At 31.5% G+C, this 22076-nt stretch carries 21 protein-coding genes and 1 other RNA gene; 4 read left to right on the top strand and 18 right to left on the bottom strand.

Annotated features, from left to right (window positions below):
• The first annotated feature begins 468 nt into the window (after positions 1-468).
• Positions 469-666 carry a hypothetical protein gene (locus ANASTE_RS03795; protein ID WP_007049627.1) on the top strand — a complete coding sequence of 66 codons (198 nt, stop codon included), beginning with the start codon at positions 469-471 and terminating at the stop codon, positions 664-666.
• Positions 667-929: 263 nt separating this feature from the next.
• On the opposite strand, the gene ANASTE_RS03800 is transcribed toward ANASTE_RS03795, so the two are convergent.
• Positions 930-1178: a helix-turn-helix domain-containing protein gene (locus tag ANASTE_RS03800; protein ID WP_007049629.1), complete on the bottom strand. Its 249-nt coding sequence runs from the start codon at positions 1176-1178 to the stop codon at positions 930-932.
• A gap of 168 nt (positions 1179-1346) precedes the next feature.
• On the opposite strand from ANASTE_RS03800, the gene ANASTE_RS03805 reads away from it, so the two are divergent.
• Both ANASTE_RS03805 and ANASTE_RS03810 read left to right on the top strand, forming a co-directional pair.
• A complete protein-coding gene (locus tag ANASTE_RS03805; protein ID WP_007049630.1) occupies positions 1347-1700 on the top strand; it encodes a helix-turn-helix domain-containing protein in 354 nt (117 codons plus the stop codon).
• Between the two features lie 27 nt (positions 1701-1727).
• Positions 1728-2339 carry an ImmA/IrrE family metallo-endopeptidase gene (locus ANASTE_RS03810; RefSeq protein ID WP_007049631.1) on the top strand — a complete coding sequence of 204 codons (612 nt, stop codon included), beginning with the start codon at positions 1728-1730 and terminating at the stop codon, positions 2337-2339.
• Here ANASTE_RS03810 and ANASTE_RS03815 read toward each other — a convergent pair.
• The 16 genes from ANASTE_RS03815 to ANASTE_RS03880 form a co-directional block, all read right to left on the bottom strand.
• Complete coding sequence (locus ANASTE_RS03815) at positions 2336-4066, bottom strand: hybrid sensor histidine kinase/response regulator (RefSeq protein WP_039944965.1); 1731 nt, start codon at positions 4064-4066, stop codon at positions 2336-2338. The genes ANASTE_RS03810 and ANASTE_RS03815 overlap by 4 nt on opposite strands.
• 181 nt (positions 4067-4247) lie before the next feature.
• Positions 4248-4634: an anthrax toxin lethal factor-related metalloendopeptidase gene (locus ANASTE_RS12335; protein ID WP_341271226.1), complete on the bottom strand. Its 387-nt coding sequence runs from the start codon at positions 4632-4634 to the stop codon at positions 4248-4250.
• On the bottom strand, positions 4567-5079 hold the full coding sequence (locus tag ANASTE_RS11290) for a hypothetical protein (protein WP_007049634.1): 513 nt from the start codon (positions 5077-5079) through the stop codon (positions 4567-4569). The genes ANASTE_RS12335 and ANASTE_RS11290 overlap by 68 nt, the downstream gene beginning before the upstream one ends.
• Positions 5080-5264: 185 nt before the next feature.
• On the bottom strand, positions 5265-9761 hold the full coding sequence (locus ANASTE_RS03825; protein WP_007049635.1) for a Cna B-type domain-containing protein: 4497 nt from the start codon (positions 9759-9761) through the stop codon (positions 5265-5267).
• Between the two features lie 216 nt (positions 9762-9977).
• A complete protein-coding gene (locus tag ANASTE_RS03830) occupies positions 9978-11297 on the bottom strand; it encodes an ABC transporter substrate-binding protein (protein ID WP_007049636.1) in 1320 nt (439 codons plus the stop codon).
• The gene (locus ANASTE_RS03835; RefSeq protein WP_007049637.1) at positions 11294-13426 is read right to left on the bottom strand and encodes a hybrid sensor histidine kinase/response regulator; all 2133 of its coding nucleotides are present in this window, start codon (positions 13424-13426) and stop codon (positions 11294-11296) included. Before ANASTE_RS03835 ends, ANASTE_RS03830 begins: the two co-directional genes overlap by 4 nt.
• A 361-nt stretch (positions 13427-13787) precedes the next feature.
• Positions 13788-14408: a CatA-like O-acetyltransferase, family 2 gene (locus ANASTE_RS03840; RefSeq protein ID WP_007049638.1), complete on the bottom strand. Its 621-nt coding sequence runs from the start codon at positions 14406-14408 to the stop codon at positions 13788-13790.
• A 382-nt stretch (positions 14409-14790) separates the two neighbouring features.
• Positions 14791-15139: a transfer-messenger RNA gene (gene ssrA / locus ANASTE_RS11695) on the bottom strand.
• A gap of 3 nt (positions 15140-15142) precedes the next feature.
• Positions 15143-15622 (bottom strand): SsrA-binding protein SmpB, encoded by a 480-nt coding sequence (gene smpB, locus ANASTE_RS03845; RefSeq protein ID WP_007049639.1) that lies wholly within the window; start codon positions 15620-15622, stop codon positions 15143-15145.
• An 8-nt stretch (positions 15623-15630) separates the two neighbouring features.
• Positions 15631-16290 carry a PAQR family membrane homeostasis protein TrhA gene (gene trhA, locus ANASTE_RS03850; protein WP_007049640.1) on the bottom strand — a complete coding sequence of 220 codons (660 nt, stop codon included), beginning with the start codon at positions 16288-16290 and terminating at the stop codon, positions 15631-15633.
• A 20-nt stretch (positions 16291-16310) separates the two neighbouring features.
• Positions 16311-17195 (bottom strand): polyprenyl synthetase family protein, encoded by an 885-nt coding sequence (locus ANASTE_RS03855; protein WP_007049641.1) that lies wholly within the window; start codon positions 17193-17195, stop codon positions 16311-16313.
• A gap of 2 nt (positions 17196-17197) precedes the next feature.
• Positions 17198-17425 (bottom strand): exodeoxyribonuclease VII small subunit, encoded by a 228-nt coding sequence (xseB, locus tag ANASTE_RS03860; RefSeq protein ID WP_007049642.1) that lies wholly within the window; start codon positions 17423-17425, stop codon positions 17198-17200.
• A 1-nt stretch (position 17426) separates the two neighbouring features.
• Complete coding sequence (gene xseA / locus ANASTE_RS03865) at positions 17427-18632, bottom strand: exodeoxyribonuclease VII large subunit (RefSeq protein WP_007049643.1); 1206 nt, start codon at positions 18630-18632, stop codon at positions 17427-17429.
• 81 nt (positions 18633-18713) lie between these two features.
• Positions 18714-19112 carry a transcription antitermination factor NusB gene (gene nusB / locus ANASTE_RS03870; protein WP_007049644.1) on the bottom strand — a complete coding sequence of 133 codons (399 nt, stop codon included), beginning with the start codon at positions 19110-19112 and terminating at the stop codon, positions 18714-18716.
• A 21-nt stretch (positions 19113-19133) separates the two neighbouring features.
• Positions 19134-19502: an Asp23/Gls24 family envelope stress response protein gene (locus ANASTE_RS03875; RefSeq protein WP_007049645.1), complete on the bottom strand. Its 369-nt coding sequence runs from the start codon at positions 19500-19502 to the stop codon at positions 19134-19136.
• 101 nt (positions 19503-19603) lie between these two features.
• Positions 19604-20104: a DUF6512 family protein gene (locus tag ANASTE_RS03880; protein ID WP_007049646.1), complete on the bottom strand. Its 501-nt coding sequence runs from the start codon at positions 20102-20104 to the stop codon at positions 19604-19606.
• Positions 20105-20262: 158 nt separating this feature from the next.
• Between ANASTE_RS03880 and ANASTE_RS03885 the strand changes: the two genes are divergently transcribed.
• The gene (locus tag ANASTE_RS03885; protein ID WP_007049647.1) at positions 20263-20775 is read left to right on the top strand and encodes an ECF transporter S component; all 513 of its coding nucleotides are present in this window, start codon (positions 20263-20265) and stop codon (positions 20773-20775) included.
• A 249-nt stretch (positions 20776-21024) separates the two neighbouring features.
• On the opposite strand, the gene ANASTE_RS03890 is transcribed toward ANASTE_RS03885, so the two are convergent.
• Positions 21025-21837 carry a DUF1002 domain-containing protein gene (locus ANASTE_RS03890; protein ID WP_007049648.1) on the bottom strand — a complete coding sequence of 271 codons (813 nt, stop codon included), beginning with the start codon at positions 21835-21837 and terminating at the stop codon, positions 21025-21027.
• Between the last annotated feature and the right edge of the window lie 239 nt (positions 21838-22076).

Below are 22076 nucleotides of genomic sequence, written 5' to 3' on the forward strand. Positions count from 1 at the left end.
TCTTTATTAAACTTTAATATAAATATATAGTTATATTTTTTACAAACCCTTCTATTAATTTGAATATTTATATTTTCTTACTATTTTATCAAACTAAAAAAGAACCTTGTTTTTGGGTTCTTTTTTTGTATATTTCATATTTTACTTTTACAAAATTTATTTTTTTAATATTAATATTAAGTATAATAAGAAGTTAAAAAATTAGAATAATAATTTTTTATTTTAAAAAAAGCTTATTTAAAATTAAAATAACAATGTTTGTCTCCATTTCTTTTTATCTTAAAACATATCATTTAATTTTTTATATTTAATATTGTTATAAATAAGAAACACCTTATTTTTAATATTTTATTATGGTTAGACATTTTAAATATAATGATTTATTAAAGAAAAATGAAAATAAAATAATAAACTATATTTTGAATAATTAATATTAAAAAGAAAAAAATAATTTAAAAGGAGGATATTATGAAAATAAAAAAAAGCGATTTAAATCCGCCGGAAACAGATTTTATGGAAAATAATCATACGGCCTCTCAGACAGAATGTACGGGATTGATGCAAAACATACCAAGAGACGAAGCAGAATTGGAATCTTATCAGGACTTATATCAAATGGAAGTTCCGAATAAACAACAAGATGAACTAGCAGATTTGCAGGAATAAAAAATATAAAACTAAGGTATTAGTGGGATAGTTTACTATGTGCGATTATTTATGAACTTTTGTATTTGTATACCTTAGTTTTATATTTATGAAAGAACACTTAACAAAGAATATTATTATGAAAATTATTTTTGTAATATATTATATGTTCCAAATCATAAATACTATTAATTAACTTTAAATCTTCATCTAAAGCATAAATTATTTTATATAATATATATACCTCGTCTTTTGACCATCCCATAATAATACCCTCACCCCAACTATTTAAAATTTTTCGGATCTTTATTCAAGTAATTACAAATTTCTAAAAACTCATCTGTTTCTAAATTTCTATTACCTAAATTGATACTTTTATTCAAACAATTATATTCAATACCGGTCTCTTTGCAAATATCATTTAAATCAACTTTATTATCTATTACATACTTAGATAATTTATTAGTTGCTATATCACCGAACTTTACACCAACATCAACATCACAATCTTTTTTATATTTTTTATTGAACATTATTTAGACCTTTTCCTCAATTTGAAGAATATTACTAATATGATTATAATATTCATGGCAAATATTGTCAATATATATTCTTCGTTTTGAAGAATATATTGGATATATAATAAATTGTTGACAAAAAAGTGACTTTTTACTATCATTTAGGTATAAGGAGCTGAGGAAATGAATAAAAAACAAATATCTTTAAAACTAAAAGAGCTTCGTCGAAATAATAAATTAACCATAGAAGAAGTAAAAGAGCTACTTGCAGAAAGAGATATAAATGTAGCTGTCAAAACGATATATGGATGGGAAAGCGGTAAACGATTACCTTATCCGGATATATTTCTTACTTTATGCGATATTTACAACGTAGAAGATATATTGATAACCTTTGGAATAAGAGAAGATAACTATAAAATCGAACCTAAAATGATAGCCCGAGAAGACGGACTGAACAAATTTGATATGGGAGAAGAATTAGGACGATTTAATGAAAACACTTCTTTAGTTACATCTGATATTAATTTACTATAACAAAATTCGATTTACAGGACAAGATTAATGACTAAAGAAGAATATAAGAATATCAGAGATTTAGCATGGTATATTTTAAGAGAAACGAAGGTGAAAAAACTTCCCGTTAATATAGTAGAAGTATGTGCTAAATTAGATGTTAAAGTTCGAAGTTATGATAACGATCATAACTTTGCAAAAAATTATAAGAATGGATTTTCTATAATATTAAAAAACGGCGATAAAGTAATCTTCTATAATAAAGCTATAAAAAATAAATATAGAAACAGATTTACCATTGCACATGAGCTTGGACATATAATGCTTGGACATAATATAAATAATAGCGATAAGGAATATAAAATCATGGAGACAGAAGCAAACATGTTTGCAATAAGGATTTTATCACCTTTATGTGTTCTTCACGAAATAAAACTTGATTCGGCAAAGGAATTGGCTGAAATATGCGGATTATCAAAACAGGCAAGCAATATAAGATTTAAAAACTTCGAAAAAGCAGAGATGGAAAACAAATTTTATATGGATCCTAAAGAAATAAAATTAGTAATGCAATTTAAAAACTTTATAAAAAATACAAAAAACAAAGAAATAAGTATAATAAATAAAGCATCTTATAAAATAAGATGCTTTTGTTTTTAATTTTTATCAGTTAATTTTAAGATTGTAAATATAAGCTCATCAACATTAAAAGGTTTTGATACGTAATCATTCATTCCTATGCTTTTGGCTATATCTATATCCTGTACAAAGGCATTAGCAGACAAACCTATTATAGGAATAGTATCTGCGTTTTTATGCTTAGAGTTCCTTATATGTTTACAGGCTTCAAGTCCGTCCATTTCAGGCATTTTAACATCCATTAAAATAACATCGTAATCATTTGAATTTGAGTGCAAAAACTCATCAACGGCTTCCTTACCGTTCCAGACATGTTTGATACTTGCCCCTTTCATTTCAAGCAATGACATAGCTATTTCCGCATTTATTTCATTATCCTCGGCCAATAATACATTAAATCCTGCTAGATTTTTATTGTTATCCATAGAATGAACACTATCCTGATCGTTCATATAATCAGCTTTATCTGTTATGGGAAGTTCAACACTAATCTCAAATTTTGAGCCTTTTCCCTGTTCACTTGAAACATTTATCTTACCATTCATAAGTTTTATAAGATTATGGCTTATGGCAAGTCCAAGTCCCGTACCTGCAAATTGATGAGAAGTCGTGTTTACTTCCTGTTCAAACGGTTCAAATATCTTAGCTAAAAATTCTTTGCTCATACCTATCCCGCTGTCTTCTACGGTTATTGTAAGTAAACATATTTCATCATCTATGATTTTTTGATTTACATCAACATCTATCCTACCATTTGTCCGAGTAAATTTTAATGCATTTGATAATATATTTACCACTACTTGATTTAGTCTAAGTTCATCGCCGATCAAATAAGGTCTTGTTATATTTGATGTAATATTAAAATCAAGGGACGCATCATGTGCACGCTGAGAAAACATTATATATAACCTTTCACAGAAACCGCATAAATCAAAAGTCTGCTTATAAAGTTCTATTTTCCCGTTTTCTATTCTGGACATATCCAATATATCATTTATAAGTGAAAGCAAGTACTCAGAAGATAGTTTGATTTTATTCAAACAGTCCAAAGATTTTTCCGGATTATCATAATTCATACATGCAATATCGGTCATACCGATTATTCCATTCATAGGAGTCCTTATTTCATGTGACATTCTTGATAAAAAGTTGCTTTTTTCTTGGCTGGCAGTCTCAGCCACCTGAAGTTCGATAGACAGTTTTCTTTGTTTCTTTTGAAAGAACAAAAATATTATGACAAATATTATAAATAGTAAGCTTAGAAGAGATAATTCGATAACGGTATTATGCACTTTATTTTCAGAGTAAACTTCCGCTGCATATACAGCCTCATCGGCAAGGTCAAAATATTCTTCACTCAAACTATAAAGTTTATTGATATCTTTACCGCTTCGTACAAGATATATCTCTTCCTTTATAACTTCCCACTTTTTCTGCATATTTGAAATATCTTTTTGAAAAGTTTCATCGCTTAGAACTATTAAATCAAATTCTTCACTGCCTTTTGAAAGTCCCTTTAAAATTTTATCTATTTTTCCGATCAATTCATCGTTTTTATTGTGACACATTTCCTGTTTAACGAGACGCTGTGTAGCGCCTCTTACTATCCCCGAATAATTTATTACACGGGCATTACCCTGCATATTATTAATGGAATTAAGAGATATTATACTAATACAAGTAAACGATAAAAATAAAAGGATGGGAACGATTATATTGAATACTTTGCTATATTTTCCGTGTTTCATAGTTTTCCCCTTGACGTAAATTAGAACATGTGGATAAAGTCAAATCTAATTTAACTTTATCTAAATTTATTGTATCATATATAATAAAACAGCAAGAATTATATTTTTAGATAAATTCTTACTAATTTTTCATCGCTTATTAAAAATAAATAAGAGCAATATAAAAGTATTGCTCTTATGATTATATTCTGCCTAATACTTTACTCATATAACTATAAGTCTGAGGTCTTTCTTTTTTTAGTTTTGAGCCTTCAAGTACATAATTCTTATAAGACTCTGCAAAATATTCACTTGAAGACTGTGTCGCATAAGCTTTATTTGAATAATTATATTTACTCTTTTCTGAATTATATATATCCTTAAATTCACCGCTTACATCAGCACGACCGCCCATAAAGGCTACAAAATGACCAAATTCATGATAAGCTACAGTACTGTCTCTCTTAAGAACTATTTCTTTCCTGCCGGGATCGAATTTACCCGCATATGAAACCTTGGAATCATATTTTATATCCTTTTGACTTAAACATACTTCTAAGTCTGCTGCTTGCCTTAGGCACTGATGTATTTATATTTCCGGTATAACTTGTAAGAGTGGTTACAGTCGTTACAACAGTAGTCTTTGTAGTAGTGGTTATGGTCTTTTTCTTTGATTTTTTCTTGGTTTGTGTTTTCACAGTAGTTTTTACCGTTGTATTTTTCTTTGTTTGTTTATTATAACTGATAGATTTAGTAGCATATTTTTTAGTTTTGCTTGTAACCTTCTTTGTTGTTTTTTTTGCAGGTTTCTTCATTTTCTGAACTTTAACCTTTTTCTTAACAACAGTTTTAACTTTAGGTTTGCTGCTCAACGGAACTTTATTGGCGTCAATGATATGCTCCGTAGCCACATCAGAAGTGTCAATGAAAACATCGGGAGTTTTATATTGAATGATAAAAAAGCTGATTATCAATGATAATACTATTATGCTTATTACTATTATCTTTTTATGGGTGGTTCTTTCACTCTTCATTTTAATCACCTTTATTATTTCTAATATTTAAATTTATTATATCATAAAAATTAGGAAACGGTTACTGTTTTTAGTAATATTCTAATAATATATATAATATTTTTACCATTTGAAAAGACCTCGTAAGAGATCTTTTCGTTTATGAGTAAATTGCATCGGATATATATCTCATTGCATTTAAATGTTTACTGTTTAATTTTCATTTTCTTAATTATTAACAATATCCCTGCAAGAGATAAAATGAATATCACAGTAAATAAAACTGAATTTGTATTATCAGAAGTATCAACACCGGAAGAAGTAGGCGTTTTATTGTCTTTTATAGTAACTTTGCTTGAGTCTACTTTATTTGTTATAGTTGTACTTCCGCCCTGTGCACTTACGCTTACAGATGTTTTATCTATACTTACTTTATATTCAAAAGTCTTGGAGTTTTTTACATCTTTTCCGTTTTCATCAACTTCTTTTACATAGTAAGTTACACTTTTGCCCTTTTCTCCGAGAGGTACCGTAACGGTTGTTGAAGTTGAGCTTTCATCTGCTAATACGAGAGGTACGATCAAATCATTTCCGTCTTCGTCTTTAAGCGGCTTTTTACATCCTTTATCCGTATAAACTCCCGCATAGAACACATCTTGCACCTTTTTGGCTTTGCCGTTTGCACCAAGGACTTTTTTATTGATAGTCAACTGACCATCATAGTAATATCCTATATCGCCGAATGAATTCGTTATGGTAACATTACCTTTTGTATCTTTATTAACAGTTACGCTGCTTGGAGATACATTAACGTTATAATCAAATCCACTGTCATTATTGATTACTTTTCCGTTAGCATCGACTTCTCTTACATAATAAGTAACATCGGAGCCCTCTTCACCCAAAGGTACGAATGCGGTTACACTTCCCTCACTCTCGCCATTTAGTACTATAGGAAGTATCAAATCATTTCCGTCTACATCCTGTACCAAATCAGTACAGGCTTCATCTGCAAACACACCTGCATAGAATACATCATATACTTTAAACGGTTCTTCGTAGAATAGAACTTTTTTTGTTATATTTATTTCGCCTTCATAGTAATATGACGAATTTTCAAATGTATTGGTAATCGTAAAACCTTTTTCACTATTACCTTCAACAGTAGGGACATAATAATCTATCGGAGTTTCTTTTACGGTATAATCGATTTTCTTACCGTTTTTATACTCTTTAAATCCAATGAATGAGCCTTGCCAATTATTATCCTTATTTAGTGTAACATTCTTTTCTGTGTCGATTCCGTTAGCATATAGATTTACTTCTACAGTCTTTGGACGAAGAAGTGCGGAATTATCATTATCATCCCATACTTTATTAACATCTATATCTATAATAGAATCATTTGTTAAATTAAGAGGCGTACCGCTTTGAAGTTTCCAAAAATCATCAAGTATTTTATTTGTATCAATTGTACTGGTACGTCCCAGTATTATAAAATTATGTTTCGTAACATCAAGGGAATATCCCTTTGGAGCTTCGGTTTCTACCAAATAATAGTAAGTATCGAATTTTAGAGAAGATAATATTATCTGCCCCTTATCTCCCGAAACAAGAGGTTTCTCATTAAGTTTTACATCATCCGAAGGATCATCTAAATCATTAACTGAATATATATCAAATTTAGCACCGCTTAGAGGAGTACTGTTTGCTGCGTCTACTTTATAAATATAAAGTATAGGATCCCCCGTAGCTGTTGCAGAACCCTCTTTTACTACAACTTTTTTACTATCTTCTACTTTTACTATTTCTTCTTTTTCGCCTAATAATGAAGCAGTATTTTTAATATTCTGAGATGAACCTATGTGACCTTGAACATATGCTTCATAATATATTTCCAGTTTCATTCCGTCAGGTATCGTTAAGTTAAATCCATGACCGTCACTGTTTTGAGATAATGTCCATTTATCAGAAGATAATTCGTGTCTGACATTATTTATCATTTCATAAACTTTCATGGAACCCGGAACTATAGACATATTGGAAGTCATATCATCTTTAAGAGTAAGTGTCTTACCGTTACCTAGCACGGCACCGGCTTCATTTAGTTTTAAAGTATACTGGACATTAGGTGCGGTCGCATCGCTATATAAACCTGTTTTCGTAAGAAGATTTACCTTTATCGTCTTGCTTGCTTGTGTTTCTCTTAATTTTTTGTTATTTATAAACAAATCTGCTTTATTTATAAAAGACTTTCCGTTTACTGTACTGAATGCGGTATCATCGGTAATTTTTGTCCAAAGTTTTAATGTAACTTTTTGAGACAAATTTCCCGATAAAATCAATTTAACATCATTTGTTCCTTTTACTTCTTCGGTTTTGATATCAACATTCTTTTTATCTGAAGTAACAGAATCAAACCTCAAGCCGTCAGGTAAATGTTCAAGGATATAAACATCATCGTAATCCATTTTTAAACTATTTTGATTAAATGTTATATTCCAAAAGACCTTTTTATTTTCCAAATCTACGGAATCAGCGGCAGTTTTATTTAGTAATGAATTATTGTTATACTGAACATAAGCATTAGACTGATATGTCTGATCTCCAGTTTTAAGTTCTGCTTTATTGGAATATCTGAATTCTTTTTTGATACTGCTGTTGATATCTGCTTTGGTATTGTATTTAATCGTAACGGCTGATTTTATATCTTTAAGAAAATCTATTTTATAACCTTCGTTAAATCTGACCTCGCCTTGTACCACATAATATTCTCCGTTAGCAAAAGCGGTAACTTTATAATCTTGATTTTCCCTCAGTACATTTCCATCTCCGTCTGTTAAGACTATACTGTCAATCAAAACTTTATGAGATGTGGTTTTCATATCTGCAGAAGTCAAACTTCCGCTTGTCAAAGCAAGGTGAGGAACATCATAATATACCGCTCCCTTTGGTATCTCTCCAATTGATCTGCTGTCATTTTTGATTGCATTCAATGTAGTTGTCCATGATATGGTTTGATCATTCAAGTTCAGAGTCCCTGCTATTTTGTCTAAGTTATAGTAACTATAAGTAACTTCTGCTCCGGTTGAAGTACCGCTTACACTTCCGCTTCCGCCGCCCGAACCTCCGGGTGGAGTCATTTCAAATTTATTTGAAAGTTTTTCCATGTTAGCAACGGAAGAATCTACTTTTACATCGTATGTGAATAAGTAATAATAAGCACCGTCTGCTACATATTCAAATGAAGTCTTACTCTGAGGATCAAAAGTTTTTGTTTCTATAAGTGTAGCGGAATTTGCCCCGACAGGTCCCTTTGAATATTTAGAAACCGTAATTTTTCCGTCATAAATTTGACCTTTTCCTAAAATATCTTTCAATGTCCAGCCGGTGATATTTTGAACAGGTGTTTCATTTACACTTACACTATAGGTTATCTTGCCGTCGGTGATATCCATACGCCCTGTCTTTTTGATCCAGTTTTTGGTTATTATTTTACTGTAATCGGTCGAAGCGTTGACCCCGTTATTATCCGTCACCGAAGCATGATTTCTGATATTTTGCTCAACTGAATTACTTCCCGTACTGTAAACTCTTGGATCTACTTTTACCCAATAATCAATAGTTAATTTCTGTCCCGCCGTAAGTTTTTTCCCGGTCTTTAATTTAAATTTAACGGGAGATGAAGACATATCGACATCCAGCCATTCACTTAAATTTACACTTTGCCCATTAATCATGGCAGTAACGGGATATGTACCGTTATTTAAATAATTTATATATTTGGCTCCCAAAGTAAAATTATCAGAAATAACAAGACCCGTCAAATCTTCGGTATTCTTCGCATTTGCGATAACCAAAAGTCTGTATTTCATATGAGTTATAGCACCATCAGCGTTACCATTTTCATATTTATACGCAGGTATGCTCTTGGCAATGGTTACGCTTTTATTAGTTATGACAGGTTTTGGTTTTACCACAACATCGTATTTATATTCTTCCGTAAAAGGTATGGTAACGGTATATTCCTTTTCCTTTTGTTCAAGACTTAATTTTGCCCAGCATGAAAAAGTTCCTTTATAATTTAAACGACCGTTTTCATCAGAAAACTTATCATTTAAAGTTATGGTAACATTTCCGCTTTTATCTATTTGGGCACTTCCCACTACAGTCGTTCCTTCCTTGACTTCAAATGTTTGCTCCGATGCCAATTTGCAAACAGAAGGAAGTTTATAGCTGAAACTGTCACCTGAGTAAACATATTCATCTTTTAATGCTTTATATGATATATCAAGTTTAACAGAAGTATCATTTGGAAAAGGTGTCTTATTGTCATATAGATCCCAGCTGTCTTTTTCATCATTGTAAGTATACATGTTTACTGATGTAATCCTTCCTTTTTCGGAAAGATCATAGTTTACGGGAGTTTTGTCAATATTTTTATTATCACTTACTTGTTTTGTCTGATCAATGACTGTTTTGGAACTCTTTTTACTGTTCGCAGATAAATCAGTCCTGTCTTTAACTCTGTTTTTAAGAGTATCTTCACTGCTCCCATTCCCGCCTGAACCAAAATCACTGTTTATCTTTTGTGTAGTATCAGTATTTTGCTCCTGTCCCGCCTGTGAAGCAAATACTGATGCAGGCATAGCAGAAACAATAAGCATAAATGATAAACAAATAGCAAATAATCTTTTTTTCATAACAAATCCTCCGTATACTCTATTATTTATAGATAACAAAATAACATTTATTTTACATAGTAACCTATTTTATATTATTATATATTTACTCAGTTACCTACCAGTTACGTATGGAATAATTTTCATGTATATTATTAAAAATTTATTTTTTACTCAAAATAAAAAGACAGGATATACAAATTATCCTGTCTTTTTATAATTATATACTGTTAAGTATTATTTTTTTGAGTCTTCTATACCTTTTCTGATCTGATCATTGCATTTTTTATCTATATCTTTTGCAACATCTTCGGCTGATTTGCTGCCACGTAATAAATCCTGCATACAAACATGAAAAACATCTCTTACACCTTCCCAATTAGGATTATTATGTCTTGCATCAACGATATTTTTTGAATTTTTACTATATGCTTCCATATAAGCAACTTTATCTTTATTTTTTTCAACATAAGATTTCATTACCGGAGTGCTGGCTAAAGAATATTTCCAAAACTCTTCATTATCATAAATAAATTTAATAAAATCTTTAGAAACCTTAAGTTTATCGGGATCGTTATTATTAAACACATAAAATCCGTTTAAATAATTGGTGGCATATCCGTTACCGTCAAGACTCGGGAAATTGGCTAAAAAAACATCAAATCCATAATCTTCTTTTGCATTATTTATTATTACGCTGTTCCCGTAAGTTATTGCAAGCTGTTGATTATAAAACAACTCATAATTGGATAAGAAATCCATATTCTCGGAACCGATCGGAGTTATTTGATTTTTATTCAATTCGGATATCCATTCCAACGCCTTTATCCCTTCAGGCGTACTCAAATTAAAATATCCGTTTTTATCGAATATATCACTTCCGTAGGCTCTTAAAAGAGTCATGATATGAGTGTCCCCCTGATTATCGGAAGCAAACATGGATAGAGTACTCTTGTTGTTATCTTTTAAAGAATGTTTTAAAGTATTTAAAATTATATTGAATTCTTCAGTTGACCACTGAGCTATTTGTCCTTTTTTAGGGATGTATTCTTCCAATCCTGCATTTTTCATCATTTTAGTATTCACGACCATGGTATTTTGAAGCTGATTAAATGGAAGCATATATGTTTTTCCGTCTACATTGCATTGTTCCCATATTTTATCGTCTATATTTTTTCTCATCTCATCACTTATTATATCGTCTATAGGCGCCATTCTGCCTTTTCGGATGTATGTAGGCATATCAAAAGAACCCGGATAAATCACATCTGCCGCTTCATCGGTCCCAAATTTGGTTTCCAGCTGTTCTTTCTCATCAGTATATTTATATTTTGTTATATTAAATTCCACATCATATTCTTTATATGTATTTTTAAACTTTTCTGCCGCCTCACTGAACAAATCAAAAATTTCAGCATTGGGATGATCTTTATCATACACCATTGTTACCGGAGGACATTTTACATTGACAGTAACTTTTTTAACTTCTTTACCGCACCCCCATAACGATTGACATAAAATCATTACGATAAGTAAACATATTAATTTCTTTTTCATTTTACTCTGTCTTCCCCCCCCCCAAATAATTTTAACTTATTAATAAATGAATCTATATTGAGCGGTTTGGTTATAACGTCATTCATACCGCTTTCAATAGCCCTGTCTGCATCTTCTCTAAAGGCATTTGCGCTAAAAGCAAATATGATAACATCGTTATCCGTTCTGTCCGACTGCCTGATTTTTCTGCATGCTTCATAACCATTCATGACCGGCATTTGAATATCCATTAATATAACGTCAAAATAATTTATCTGACTATCGGTAAAGGCTCGTACGGCTTCTTCTCCGTTAACTACGGCAAATATATTACACCCCTGAGCTTCAAGTATTTCTGTAACTATTTCTCTGTTTATATCATTATCTTCGGCGAGTAAAATATTAATGCCTTTAAGAGATATATTAGGATTTAAATCTTCGGTAACTGTCACTTCGGACTTTTGACTTGAGCGTTCAAATGGGATGTTTATTATAAAAGTAGTACCCTCGTTCACTTTACTTTGTACCTCAATGTTACCTCCCATTTTTTCTACGAATATCTTACTTAAAGTAGTCCCGAGACCTGTACCGTTTTGAGAATTATAACGTCTTTCCTGCTCGAAAGGTATCCATATCTTCTCCAAAAATTCGGGGCTCATACCGCAGCCGGTATCGGAAATCGTGAATTTAGTATTTAAAATATTATTACTTTCTGCCTGCTCTATCTTTAAAAATATACTGCCTTCCTCAGGTGTGAATTTCAATGCATTTCCCAGAAGATTGACTATTATCTGCTTAAGCCTTGTTTCATCTCCGATGATATGATAGCCAATAATATTATTGCTGTCTATTTCAAAATGAAGTCTTTTATCTTTCGCTTGAGTTCCTATGAGAATATCTATATCATTTATAAACTTATTTAAGTCCATATCATTTTTATATATTTCAATCTGACCGCTTTCTATCTTAGACATATTAAGAACATCGGATATGACACTTTTCAGATACTCAGCCGAAACATCAGCTTTTTTAAGATATTCGAGCATTTTATCTTTATCACCGATATTTTTTCGCATCAAATAATGAAGACCTACTATACCGTTAAGAGGTGTACGTATTTCATGACTCATATTCGCCAAAAAAGAAGATTTTGCCTGTTCGGCCTCACGTGCAATTTTTGCATTCATCATGGTGTGATAAATAAACATGGATACCAATATGATAACTATGCCAAGCAGCAAAAAGAAAAATAAAGATCTTAAAAGCAATATACGTGTTTGCTCGGCAGTTACCGAACTGGAGACCTTTACAACGATGTACCAATCACTGTCTTTTATACTTTTCATCATAGAATAATAGCTTTGTCCGTTATAAGCGTATTCGATAAAAATATCTTTTCCAGATTCAACATCATTTTTACAAGTTTGTAAATTAGTTTTATTTAAAAATTTTGAAGAACTCAGCTCATTAAAATAATTTTGATTTACTTCACTGTCATAATATTTACTGGACGTTACAATATTGCCGGATTCGTCAATGAGAAGCACTATACCTTTCCCGTCAAAGCTTTCCAGTTCCATATGGTCGCTTAGATCTTCCACTGGGACCATTCCTACTATGCCTTCAATAACCTCATTTTTATATTTGATTTCATTATCCAAATGGATACCGAATATTATACTATCCTGCCAGGATTCTTTTGTATTGTATTGAAATTTTTGTGAAAATTGTCCGTCAGACTTATTATATATATTTTTCCACTTTACTTTATCGATGGAAGTGACCAAATGTGCATTATCATATACTTTTCCGCTTTTTGTTACGACATACAGTTTATGAAAGTCGGTACTTTGAGATTCCACACTCAGCATATATGATAAATCTGTTAAATTTTCTTTTCTCGTATTCCTGATCCTGCTTGCCAATGATTGGATATATTCATACTTTGCGGACATTTGATTTTCCATATTCTTGATATCATGTTCCGTTATCTGCTCCATAAATGAAACTGTAGTGTTATATACAGCATGCTCCACACTTTTTTTATACAAAAAGTATCCGGAAAAAAGTATCAACAAAGATATAACCAAAATAGTACTGTATATAAACCATTTATTAAATTTATTATATAAATAATTAATAAGTTTCATATTCAAGCCCCTGTTTCTACTAAACAAAATAATATTTTGAAATAAAAATAAATCCTTTAAATAATATAAAAAATCAAAACATATATATATATGACTATAGCATATAGAAAAAATAATTCAAATATAAAAGAGAATAAAGACGTAATTCAGAAATAAAAACTCCCGAAAAGATTAAATCTAATGGGAGTTTGAATATTATTTATATATTAAAAAACTTATGGCAAATCAACTGAATATGTGTTTTAAAGATAAAATGAAAATTCGATACATATAAACGTATTTTTGATATTACACATTTTTATATACATTGATTAAATATAAAAAAGTGTGATATCATAAACATGTAAATCAAAACTTTGTTTTATATATCTCTTAGTTCAAAAATACACCTTTGTATTTTTTCAAGAAATTCACAGGCTTCCATTCCATCCATTTGCACATGATGAAACTGAAATGATATTTGAAGTTTTGTTATATCATCATCTTGTTTGTATTTACCCCAAATGATAAAAGGATTATTAAAAATACCGCTGTACATATTTATGGCACCATCAATATCATATTTAACAAGAGAGGATGTTCCCACTATCATACTATCCTTGATTTCAAAATCTTTGCAAGTTTGATAAACCTGCTCGGTGGATGTTAAGTAAGAGCAGTTAAAATCTTTTAAATCCGACTTGAATGGGATATCGCAGGAATTTATGCCTCCGTTTTTATTGGAAACAATCACATTCACACTGATTTTATCATATTCAATCATTTTTTTATCAACCGGAAGCAAGCGAAATTCATCTGTATCGTTTGCCGCATGAGCAATACAATAACACATAAGCATATTTAATTTATATCCCTTGGATTTAAGCTTTATCAGATTTGATATATCAAGAGTCTTGAATATAGTAACCATGGGCATTGGCGCATCTATATACAGTTCCCAGCTTACTGCTCTATTTGTATCCATAGGATTGACTTCTCTCATTCTATTTACCTCCCAAACTTGATTTTACCAACTATCATACTTTACTATATCATAAAACACATTACAATTTAATTTGATTTTCTATAATATCTAAAAATTATAAAACATTCATTACTTAAATATCTTAGTATATATTACGATTTTACTTTTATTATGAAGATATCAAAAATCAAATACATTTATATGGTATTAATAATATTTGCTTTATTTAACACGATAAAATATAATCGCCTATGAGTTTATAAAAAAAATTATTCATAAATAAATATCCCAGCTAAAAACATAAAACAATAAAATACTATAGAAAAAATTAAATTCTTATATAAATAAAAAAGTTACTTTAAACTTACAGAAAGTTCAAAATAACTTGAATATCATATTATGGTGGAAGTGGGGGGAATCGAACCCCCGTCCAAAACCAGATAAACCAGACTTTCTCCGAGTGCAGTTTGTTTTAAAATTTAACGAGCTATTATAAAATAAACAAAATCATAACCCGCGAGTCTCAATTGATACTATACTCTGTCAAGACACCCATAGTATAGGTCCCTGCTAAAATTTGACAATCGTTATATCTCTTGCAGGTCAGAGATACACAACCGCGCCGCAACTAGGCAGCGAAAGATAATCTATTGTTATCGTTTAATTTTAAGTTTGCTTATTTTAAAGATGCTAAGCTCATCTACTCGCTTATCTGACCGCACTGACCCTGTCGAAACCATTGCACCCCCATTTTATCTGAAACTTACTTTGAAGTTTCGGTCAATGTCTCTCTTTGCCGCTTTTTCTTTCAAGGCTTCTCTTTTATCATAAAGTTTTTTACCTTTACATACGGCGATACTCATTTTAACATAGCTTTTGGAAAAGTGCAAATCTAAAGGAATTAAAGTATAACCATCTTTTGTAAGATAATCCTTAATATTCCTGATTTCTCTTTTATTCAATAAAAGCTTTCTTTCTCTTAAAGGGTCTACATTGTTTATATTCCCAAATTCATAAGGACTTACGTGCATACCGATTATGAAAACCTCATTATTTTTACTTATATTGGCATAGCTGTCTTTAAGGTTTACCTTACCGTTTCTGATAGACTTGACTTCGGTCCCCTTAAGTTCGAGACCTGCCTCATAAGTTTCGATGATATGGTATTCAAATGCAGCCTTTTTATTCTTTGCTATTATTTTTTTATCTTCTTTATTTTTGTTTGCACCCATGTTTCTACCTACATACCTATAATATTAAATAAAATTGCAAAATAATGTAAAATCGTGCCTGCAAGAACAAATAAATGCCAAATAGAATGCATATATTTATATTTGGTCATACAGTAAAATATCACACCAAAAGTATACATCAATCCTCCTGCAATTAAAAGTACCAATGTTAAAATGGATACTACTGCAATCAAAGGTTTTACGGCAAAAACTACCGCCCATCCCATTACCAAATACAGCAATAAAGATATCTTTTCATATTTTTTAAGATTGATCGCATTCAAAATAATACCTACTATGGCACTTATCCATATCACCGCGAAAAGGAACCAGCCTACGCTTGCTCTCAAAGTAAAAAGAGTAAAAGGAGTATATGTTCCTGCAATGAGAAGGAATATGGTACAGTGGTCAAAGACTCTAAGTATCTCTTTTATCTTTTTATTTTGAAATGAATGATATAAAGTAGAAGCCAAATAAAGGCAGAACATACTTATACCGTAAATAACACTGCTTATGACTGCCCAGTGGTCAGCATATATCGCACTGAGTACAATAAGCACCGCACAGCCTGCCACAGCAAAAAACACACCTACTCCGTGAGAAACGGAGTTAAAAATTTCTTCACCAAGAGTATATCTCTTTGTCAAATCTTTTTCGTCACTACTCATAATAAACGCCTCTTTCTAAGTTAATTTTTTCGTTTTGCCAAATATAGAGCCAGCTCTCTTAGGAAATCGGCTTCACTGCCAAAATCGGATAAACTGTTTAAAGATATATTCAATAGTTCATCTACCTTTTCGTAAGATCTTTCAAGCCCGTAAACATAAGGATATGTCATCTTATTTCTTTCGCTGTCCATACCTACTTTTTTACCCAAAGTTTCCTCGTCGGATACCACATCGAGTATATCATCCACGACTTGGAACATAAGTCCGATAGCTCTTGCATACTCACTTAAGTTTTTTAATTCATCATCTGTGGCACCGCCTACGACAGCACCGCTTATAACGCTTGCTCTCAAGATAGCTCCGGTTTTATTGTCATGTATAAAGTCAAGAGTTTCACCGTCGGGCTCTTTCCCTTCGCTCTCCATATCCATTACCTGCCCCGCTATCATTCCCTTTACTCCCGCACTGTCGGCAATTACATTCATAGCCTCTACATATCTGTTTATATCCTTTGACGACTTAGCACCTTTCAACATTGTTTCATAAGCAAGATTTAAAAGACTGTCTCCCGCAAGTAAAGCGGTAGCTTCGCCGTAAACCGTATGATTGGTGGGTTTTCCTCTTCTCAGCTCATCATCGTCCATACAAGGAAGGTCATCGTGAATTAGAGAATAAGTATGTATCATTTCCATAGCCGCCATTAAAGGAAGGGCTTCGTTAGTATCTCCTCCTACACATTTGCAGCTTTCCATCAAGAGTATAGGTCTTATCCTTTTTCCTCCCACAAAGAGAGAATAATTGAAGCTTTCGAAAATACTTTTGGGTTTACCTTCTTTTATGGTATATTTTTTTAATACATCTTCTACGAATGATTGTTTATCTTTTAATTCTTTTTTAATATCCATTTTTATTCCTCTTCAAAATCTTCGACTATAGGTTCATCGTCTTTTTTATCTACCAGTACTTTTACTTTTTCGCTTGCCTTTGTAAGTTCTTCTTTAAGCTCTTTTATAAGTACATCGGCTTCATCATAAAGCTTTACAGATTTATCCAAGGTTATCTTTGATTCTTCCATCAATGTACTTATTTCTTCAAGTCTTTGAAGTTTCTCTTCAAAAGTTTTTTTATCACCCATTTTACTCTCCTTCTATCTCACTGATAACAGAATTCAGCTTACCGTCTTTCATTCTTATACTTATTTCATCTTTTACATTTACATCATTGACCGAAGTTATTACTTTATTATTACTTTCTACAATAGCAAAACCTCTTTCCAAAACGCTTACCGCCGACAGAGAATGAATCAGCTTTTCGCTGGAATCTACTTTATGCTTCAAAAGATTAATCTTATTATATAAACTTAAATCAATATTATCCTTTAAAGTATCGATATACTGTTCCATATTTTCTATATAAGCATTTGGTCTTTTCATTACTGGCTTGTTTATTATATTATTTAATTTTTCAGTATATTTGTCGATAAGACCTTTAAGAGAATTATTTATCTTCTTTTCATAAACATCTACGGTATATACTATATTATCCAAAGGTTCGCTTACGACTTCCCCTGCAACGGAAGGTGTCGGAGCTCTGAAATCCGCAACAAAATCGCATATGGTAAAGTCGGTTTCATGTCCTACCGCGGAAACTACGGGAATAGCACTGTCAAAAACCGCCTGAGCAACGACTCTCTCGTTAAAAGCCCAGAGTTCTTCGATACTTCCGCCGCCTCTGCCGGTGATTATCACATCAGCAAGCTTGAGCCTGTTTATATCATATATCATCTGCGCGACTTCTTCACCGCTTCCCTCTCCCTGAACCGTTACGGGACATACTATTATCTTTATATTCTTATTTCTTCTTTTTATTACACTTATTATATCTCTTACCGCCGCCCCGGTAGGTGATGTTACAACTGCAACGGTATCTACAAAAGAAGGAATTGACTTCTTTTTATCTTGGTCGAAATACCCCTGAGCCTTAAGCTCTTCAAGAAGTCTGTTATATTCTTCATATAGCCTTCCTATCCCCTTTTTCTTCATGCTTTTGACATAAAGCTGATAATTACCGTTTCTTTCAAAAACAGACACATACCCCTCTATAATTACCTTCATACCATCCATTGGTTCGAAGGCGAGAGAATATGTGTCCGATTTGAACATGACACAGTTGATTTTTCCGCTGTTATCTTTTATCGAAAAGTATAAATGTCCCGAAGAGTGCCTTTTATAATTAGACACTTCTCCTTCCACTCTCAAATTTGATAAAAGTTCATCGTAATCAAGCAGTGTTTTTATATATTTGTTAACATCTCTGACGGTTAAAATTACATTATCTATCATTTAAACACCTATATTTAAAACCATATCATCTAGTATTGAATACTATGTTATCACTTACTAACGGTATTGTCAATACATTTATTAAATAACTTTTTTATAAACACTGTTAAGAAGCCCGTTTACAAAGGTCGCTTCTTTTTCATCAGAATATGTGTGAGCAAGGCTTACAGCCTCATTCAGTCCCACTAACGGAGGGATATCTTCGTTATACATTATTTCAAACACCCCAAGTCTCAGTACCGCAATGACATGAGTAGATAGTCTTTCGAATTTCCACCCCTTTAAATTATCCTTTATGGTATCATCTATTTCTTCAAGGTTATCCAAAATACCTTTTACCGTTTTCTTGGCATACTCACCCTGAGTACCTTTTATACCGCTGTCTAAAATCATTTGTTCATATCTTTCAGCAAAATCGTCGTGAAAATTTATTTGAAAAATTATCTTATATACTAAATCTCTTGCTACGTCTCGTTTCAAAGTATCCTCCTTTAAATGCTATTAGCATTCAAGCCCTTCAACATAAACATTTACTTGTATTACACTATATCCCGTCATGGATTCTATCGCTTGTTTTACCTTTTTCTTTACTTCACTTGTAAGCTCGGGGATAATCGCTCCGTACTTGATTATGAGAGAGACATCGATTATAAGTTTCTTTCCACTTATAATAGTCTTCACACCTTTTCCCACGTTCTTTTTACCAAACAGTTCACCTATATCAAGACCGCCGTAAAATCCGCTTATACCGTCTATTTCGGCAGTTACAAGCCCAACGATGGAAGTAATGACGTTTTCGCTTATATTTAGTTCATCGCCTTTTTCCAAAGTCTCTTTGATACCGATATTTTCTTCTATATTCTTACTCATAAATTTACCTCCGAATAGTAAAATTCTATACTCATCATTAATAATACAATTATAACATTATTTTCAGTTATTGCAATTATATTAGATACATTAATAAAAATTTAACCTGCCATAAATATAGGCGTAGAAAGGGGATTATAAGAAAAATAAACAAGGATGATACCAAGCAGAAGTATGCTCAAAATACTTATGAGTTTCCCTTTCAGAGTACCGATTTGTTCATCGAGAAGTATCTTGCAGCTGAAGCTTTGACATAATAAAGCAGCTAAAAATATAAGTAATATATACATAAACATATTCATAACTCCGAACATATTTTTAAATGTATAAAAAAGCATAGGTACGCTGAATACCAATATGTAAGAACTTATCGCTTTTGCATAAAAGAAATTATCATTATACTGGACCTTGAATAACATTTCTATGATTATAAAGAATATCAAAGAAAAATAAATCACTTTCATCTGTTCCATAACGCTGGCATTATTTGCTCCCACCACTCTGAACAGTCCCATATCCGTAGATAAATATAAGTTTGAGAGTATTAAAGTAAATAACACAATGAGTATAGTTCCTATTCGTTCCATCTTAATCAGTTTCATTTCATTTACCTCCTAATTATTACAATATAACTATAAAAAATACAAAGTAAAAAATATGTCAACTTTTGCATAAAAATACACATATATACTGAATTTGACCTTGCAATATAAAAAGATTAAGTCTATAATAACAAAAAGCAATTTGACAGGAGGAAATTATGGCAAACAAAAAGACTTTAAATGTAGTATTGACGGGAGTAATGGCGGCACTTATATTTATTGCAACATACATTAATATAAGATTACCGATTTCATTTACGGACGGAGGACTTATCCACCTCGGAGGATCGGTTTTAGTAATAGCAACATTCTTACTTATGCCTGTGGAAGCAGGGTTAGCCGGAGCAATAGGTATGGGACTGTTTGATATGCTCTCCCCTTATGCGGTATGGGCACCTTTTACATTTGTGATCAGACTTGTGCAAGGTATCGTAGTATCAAAGCTTCTTCTTAAAAAAGGAATTTCGGGAGTTATCCTTGCTATGGTCATATATACCATAATAGGTATGGGAGGATATTATCTGGCGGAAGCATTGATTTACGGAAACTGGATAGCACCGATGGCTTCAATGCCTGGAGAATTCATTTCCGATATGGTAGCGATAGTTATAGGCGTACCTATAGCAAAGATACTTATTAAAAATAAAATATGTTATAAAACGGAACATTAAGTAAAAAGACACCTAAAGGTGTCTTTTTTATATTAATACTTTAATAAAACATAATGAAAATTGAGTATAAGACTTACTCTATGTAAAAATGATTTTTAAGTATCATTGGATATATCTATACAAAATATAATTTAAAATGACTCTAAATCATTTATCTCTACAAAAAACATTTGCTAATCAAAAAATAAAATATATAAAAACTCCCATACATTAAAATGTATGAGAGTTTATTTTTTATTAATATTTCACTTAAAACAAACCTTTGACGAAATTAACTATCTTATCCCATAGTCCCGAATCATTGAACTTATCGGATATATTTTGTAATTGTTCCGAAACACTGCTTAAATCTACATTTTCAAGATTTCTTGCAAGTTTTAATAGTTGCTCAACTTGATCATCCGTCAATGTGATGTTCTTTTCATCCGCTATTTCTTTTATCTTTTCTTTGACCGTGCTGTCGTCAGCATCCTTTATATCGTCCATTGATAATTTTAATTCATTAACAAGGTTTGCCGCGTCATCGCTTCCTATATCATCGGACAATTCTCCTGTTGTAACGAGTTCTTCCGTAGCCGCCTGTTTTGTTTCTTCAGGGACTTTTTCGCCGCTCATCTGTTCATAAGCTTTATATACGCCCGTAAGAGCCGCCGTGCCCGAAACATTTATAGGAGAAGCTATTACTATTTTAGCATCGGTTATACCTACCGTGGTCAAAGCATTTTCATAGATATCTTTTGTAAGCCAGTCAATATTATGAAGCGTAATATCAAGTCCTTCGCCTTTATCTCTGGTCAATATATAAATAGAAGATAAGCTTTTACTTCCTATCCTTGACGGATCCACATTTTCAAGATATTTCTTTTCATCGTCTATTGTAATATCCACTTCATTGACACTGTTTTCTTCTTTTTCAAAATAATCATATACTGTTTTTCTTTGTTCGTCGGTCAAGTTCGAACCTATAGCTACCATTTCCTGTCCAGCGTTTATTGCTAAAACATTTGACAGAGGAACGGTTAAAATCATCAATGACATAATCAAACCAATTACTTTTTTCATATATTACTCCTTATAAAATAAATAAAAATTTTAAATATATTGTATAATAACACCTTTTTGGTAAAATTAAAACTTTTTTAATCATATTATAATTTTTAAAGTTATATATACCAAAAGACAAATAAATCATTTTATTTAAAAAATCATTCTTAATACGGTAATTATACTGGGAATTCATTTCATTTTATTATCTCTCAGTCATATTAACACATAAATCCAATAAAATAAACTTAACTGCA

It is taken from the genome of Anaerofustis stercorihominis DSM 17244 (assembly GCF_000154825.1).
In the GTDB taxonomy this organism is placed as follows: Bacteria; Bacillota; Clostridia; order Eubacteriales; family Anaerofustaceae; genus Anaerofustis; species Anaerofustis stercorihominis.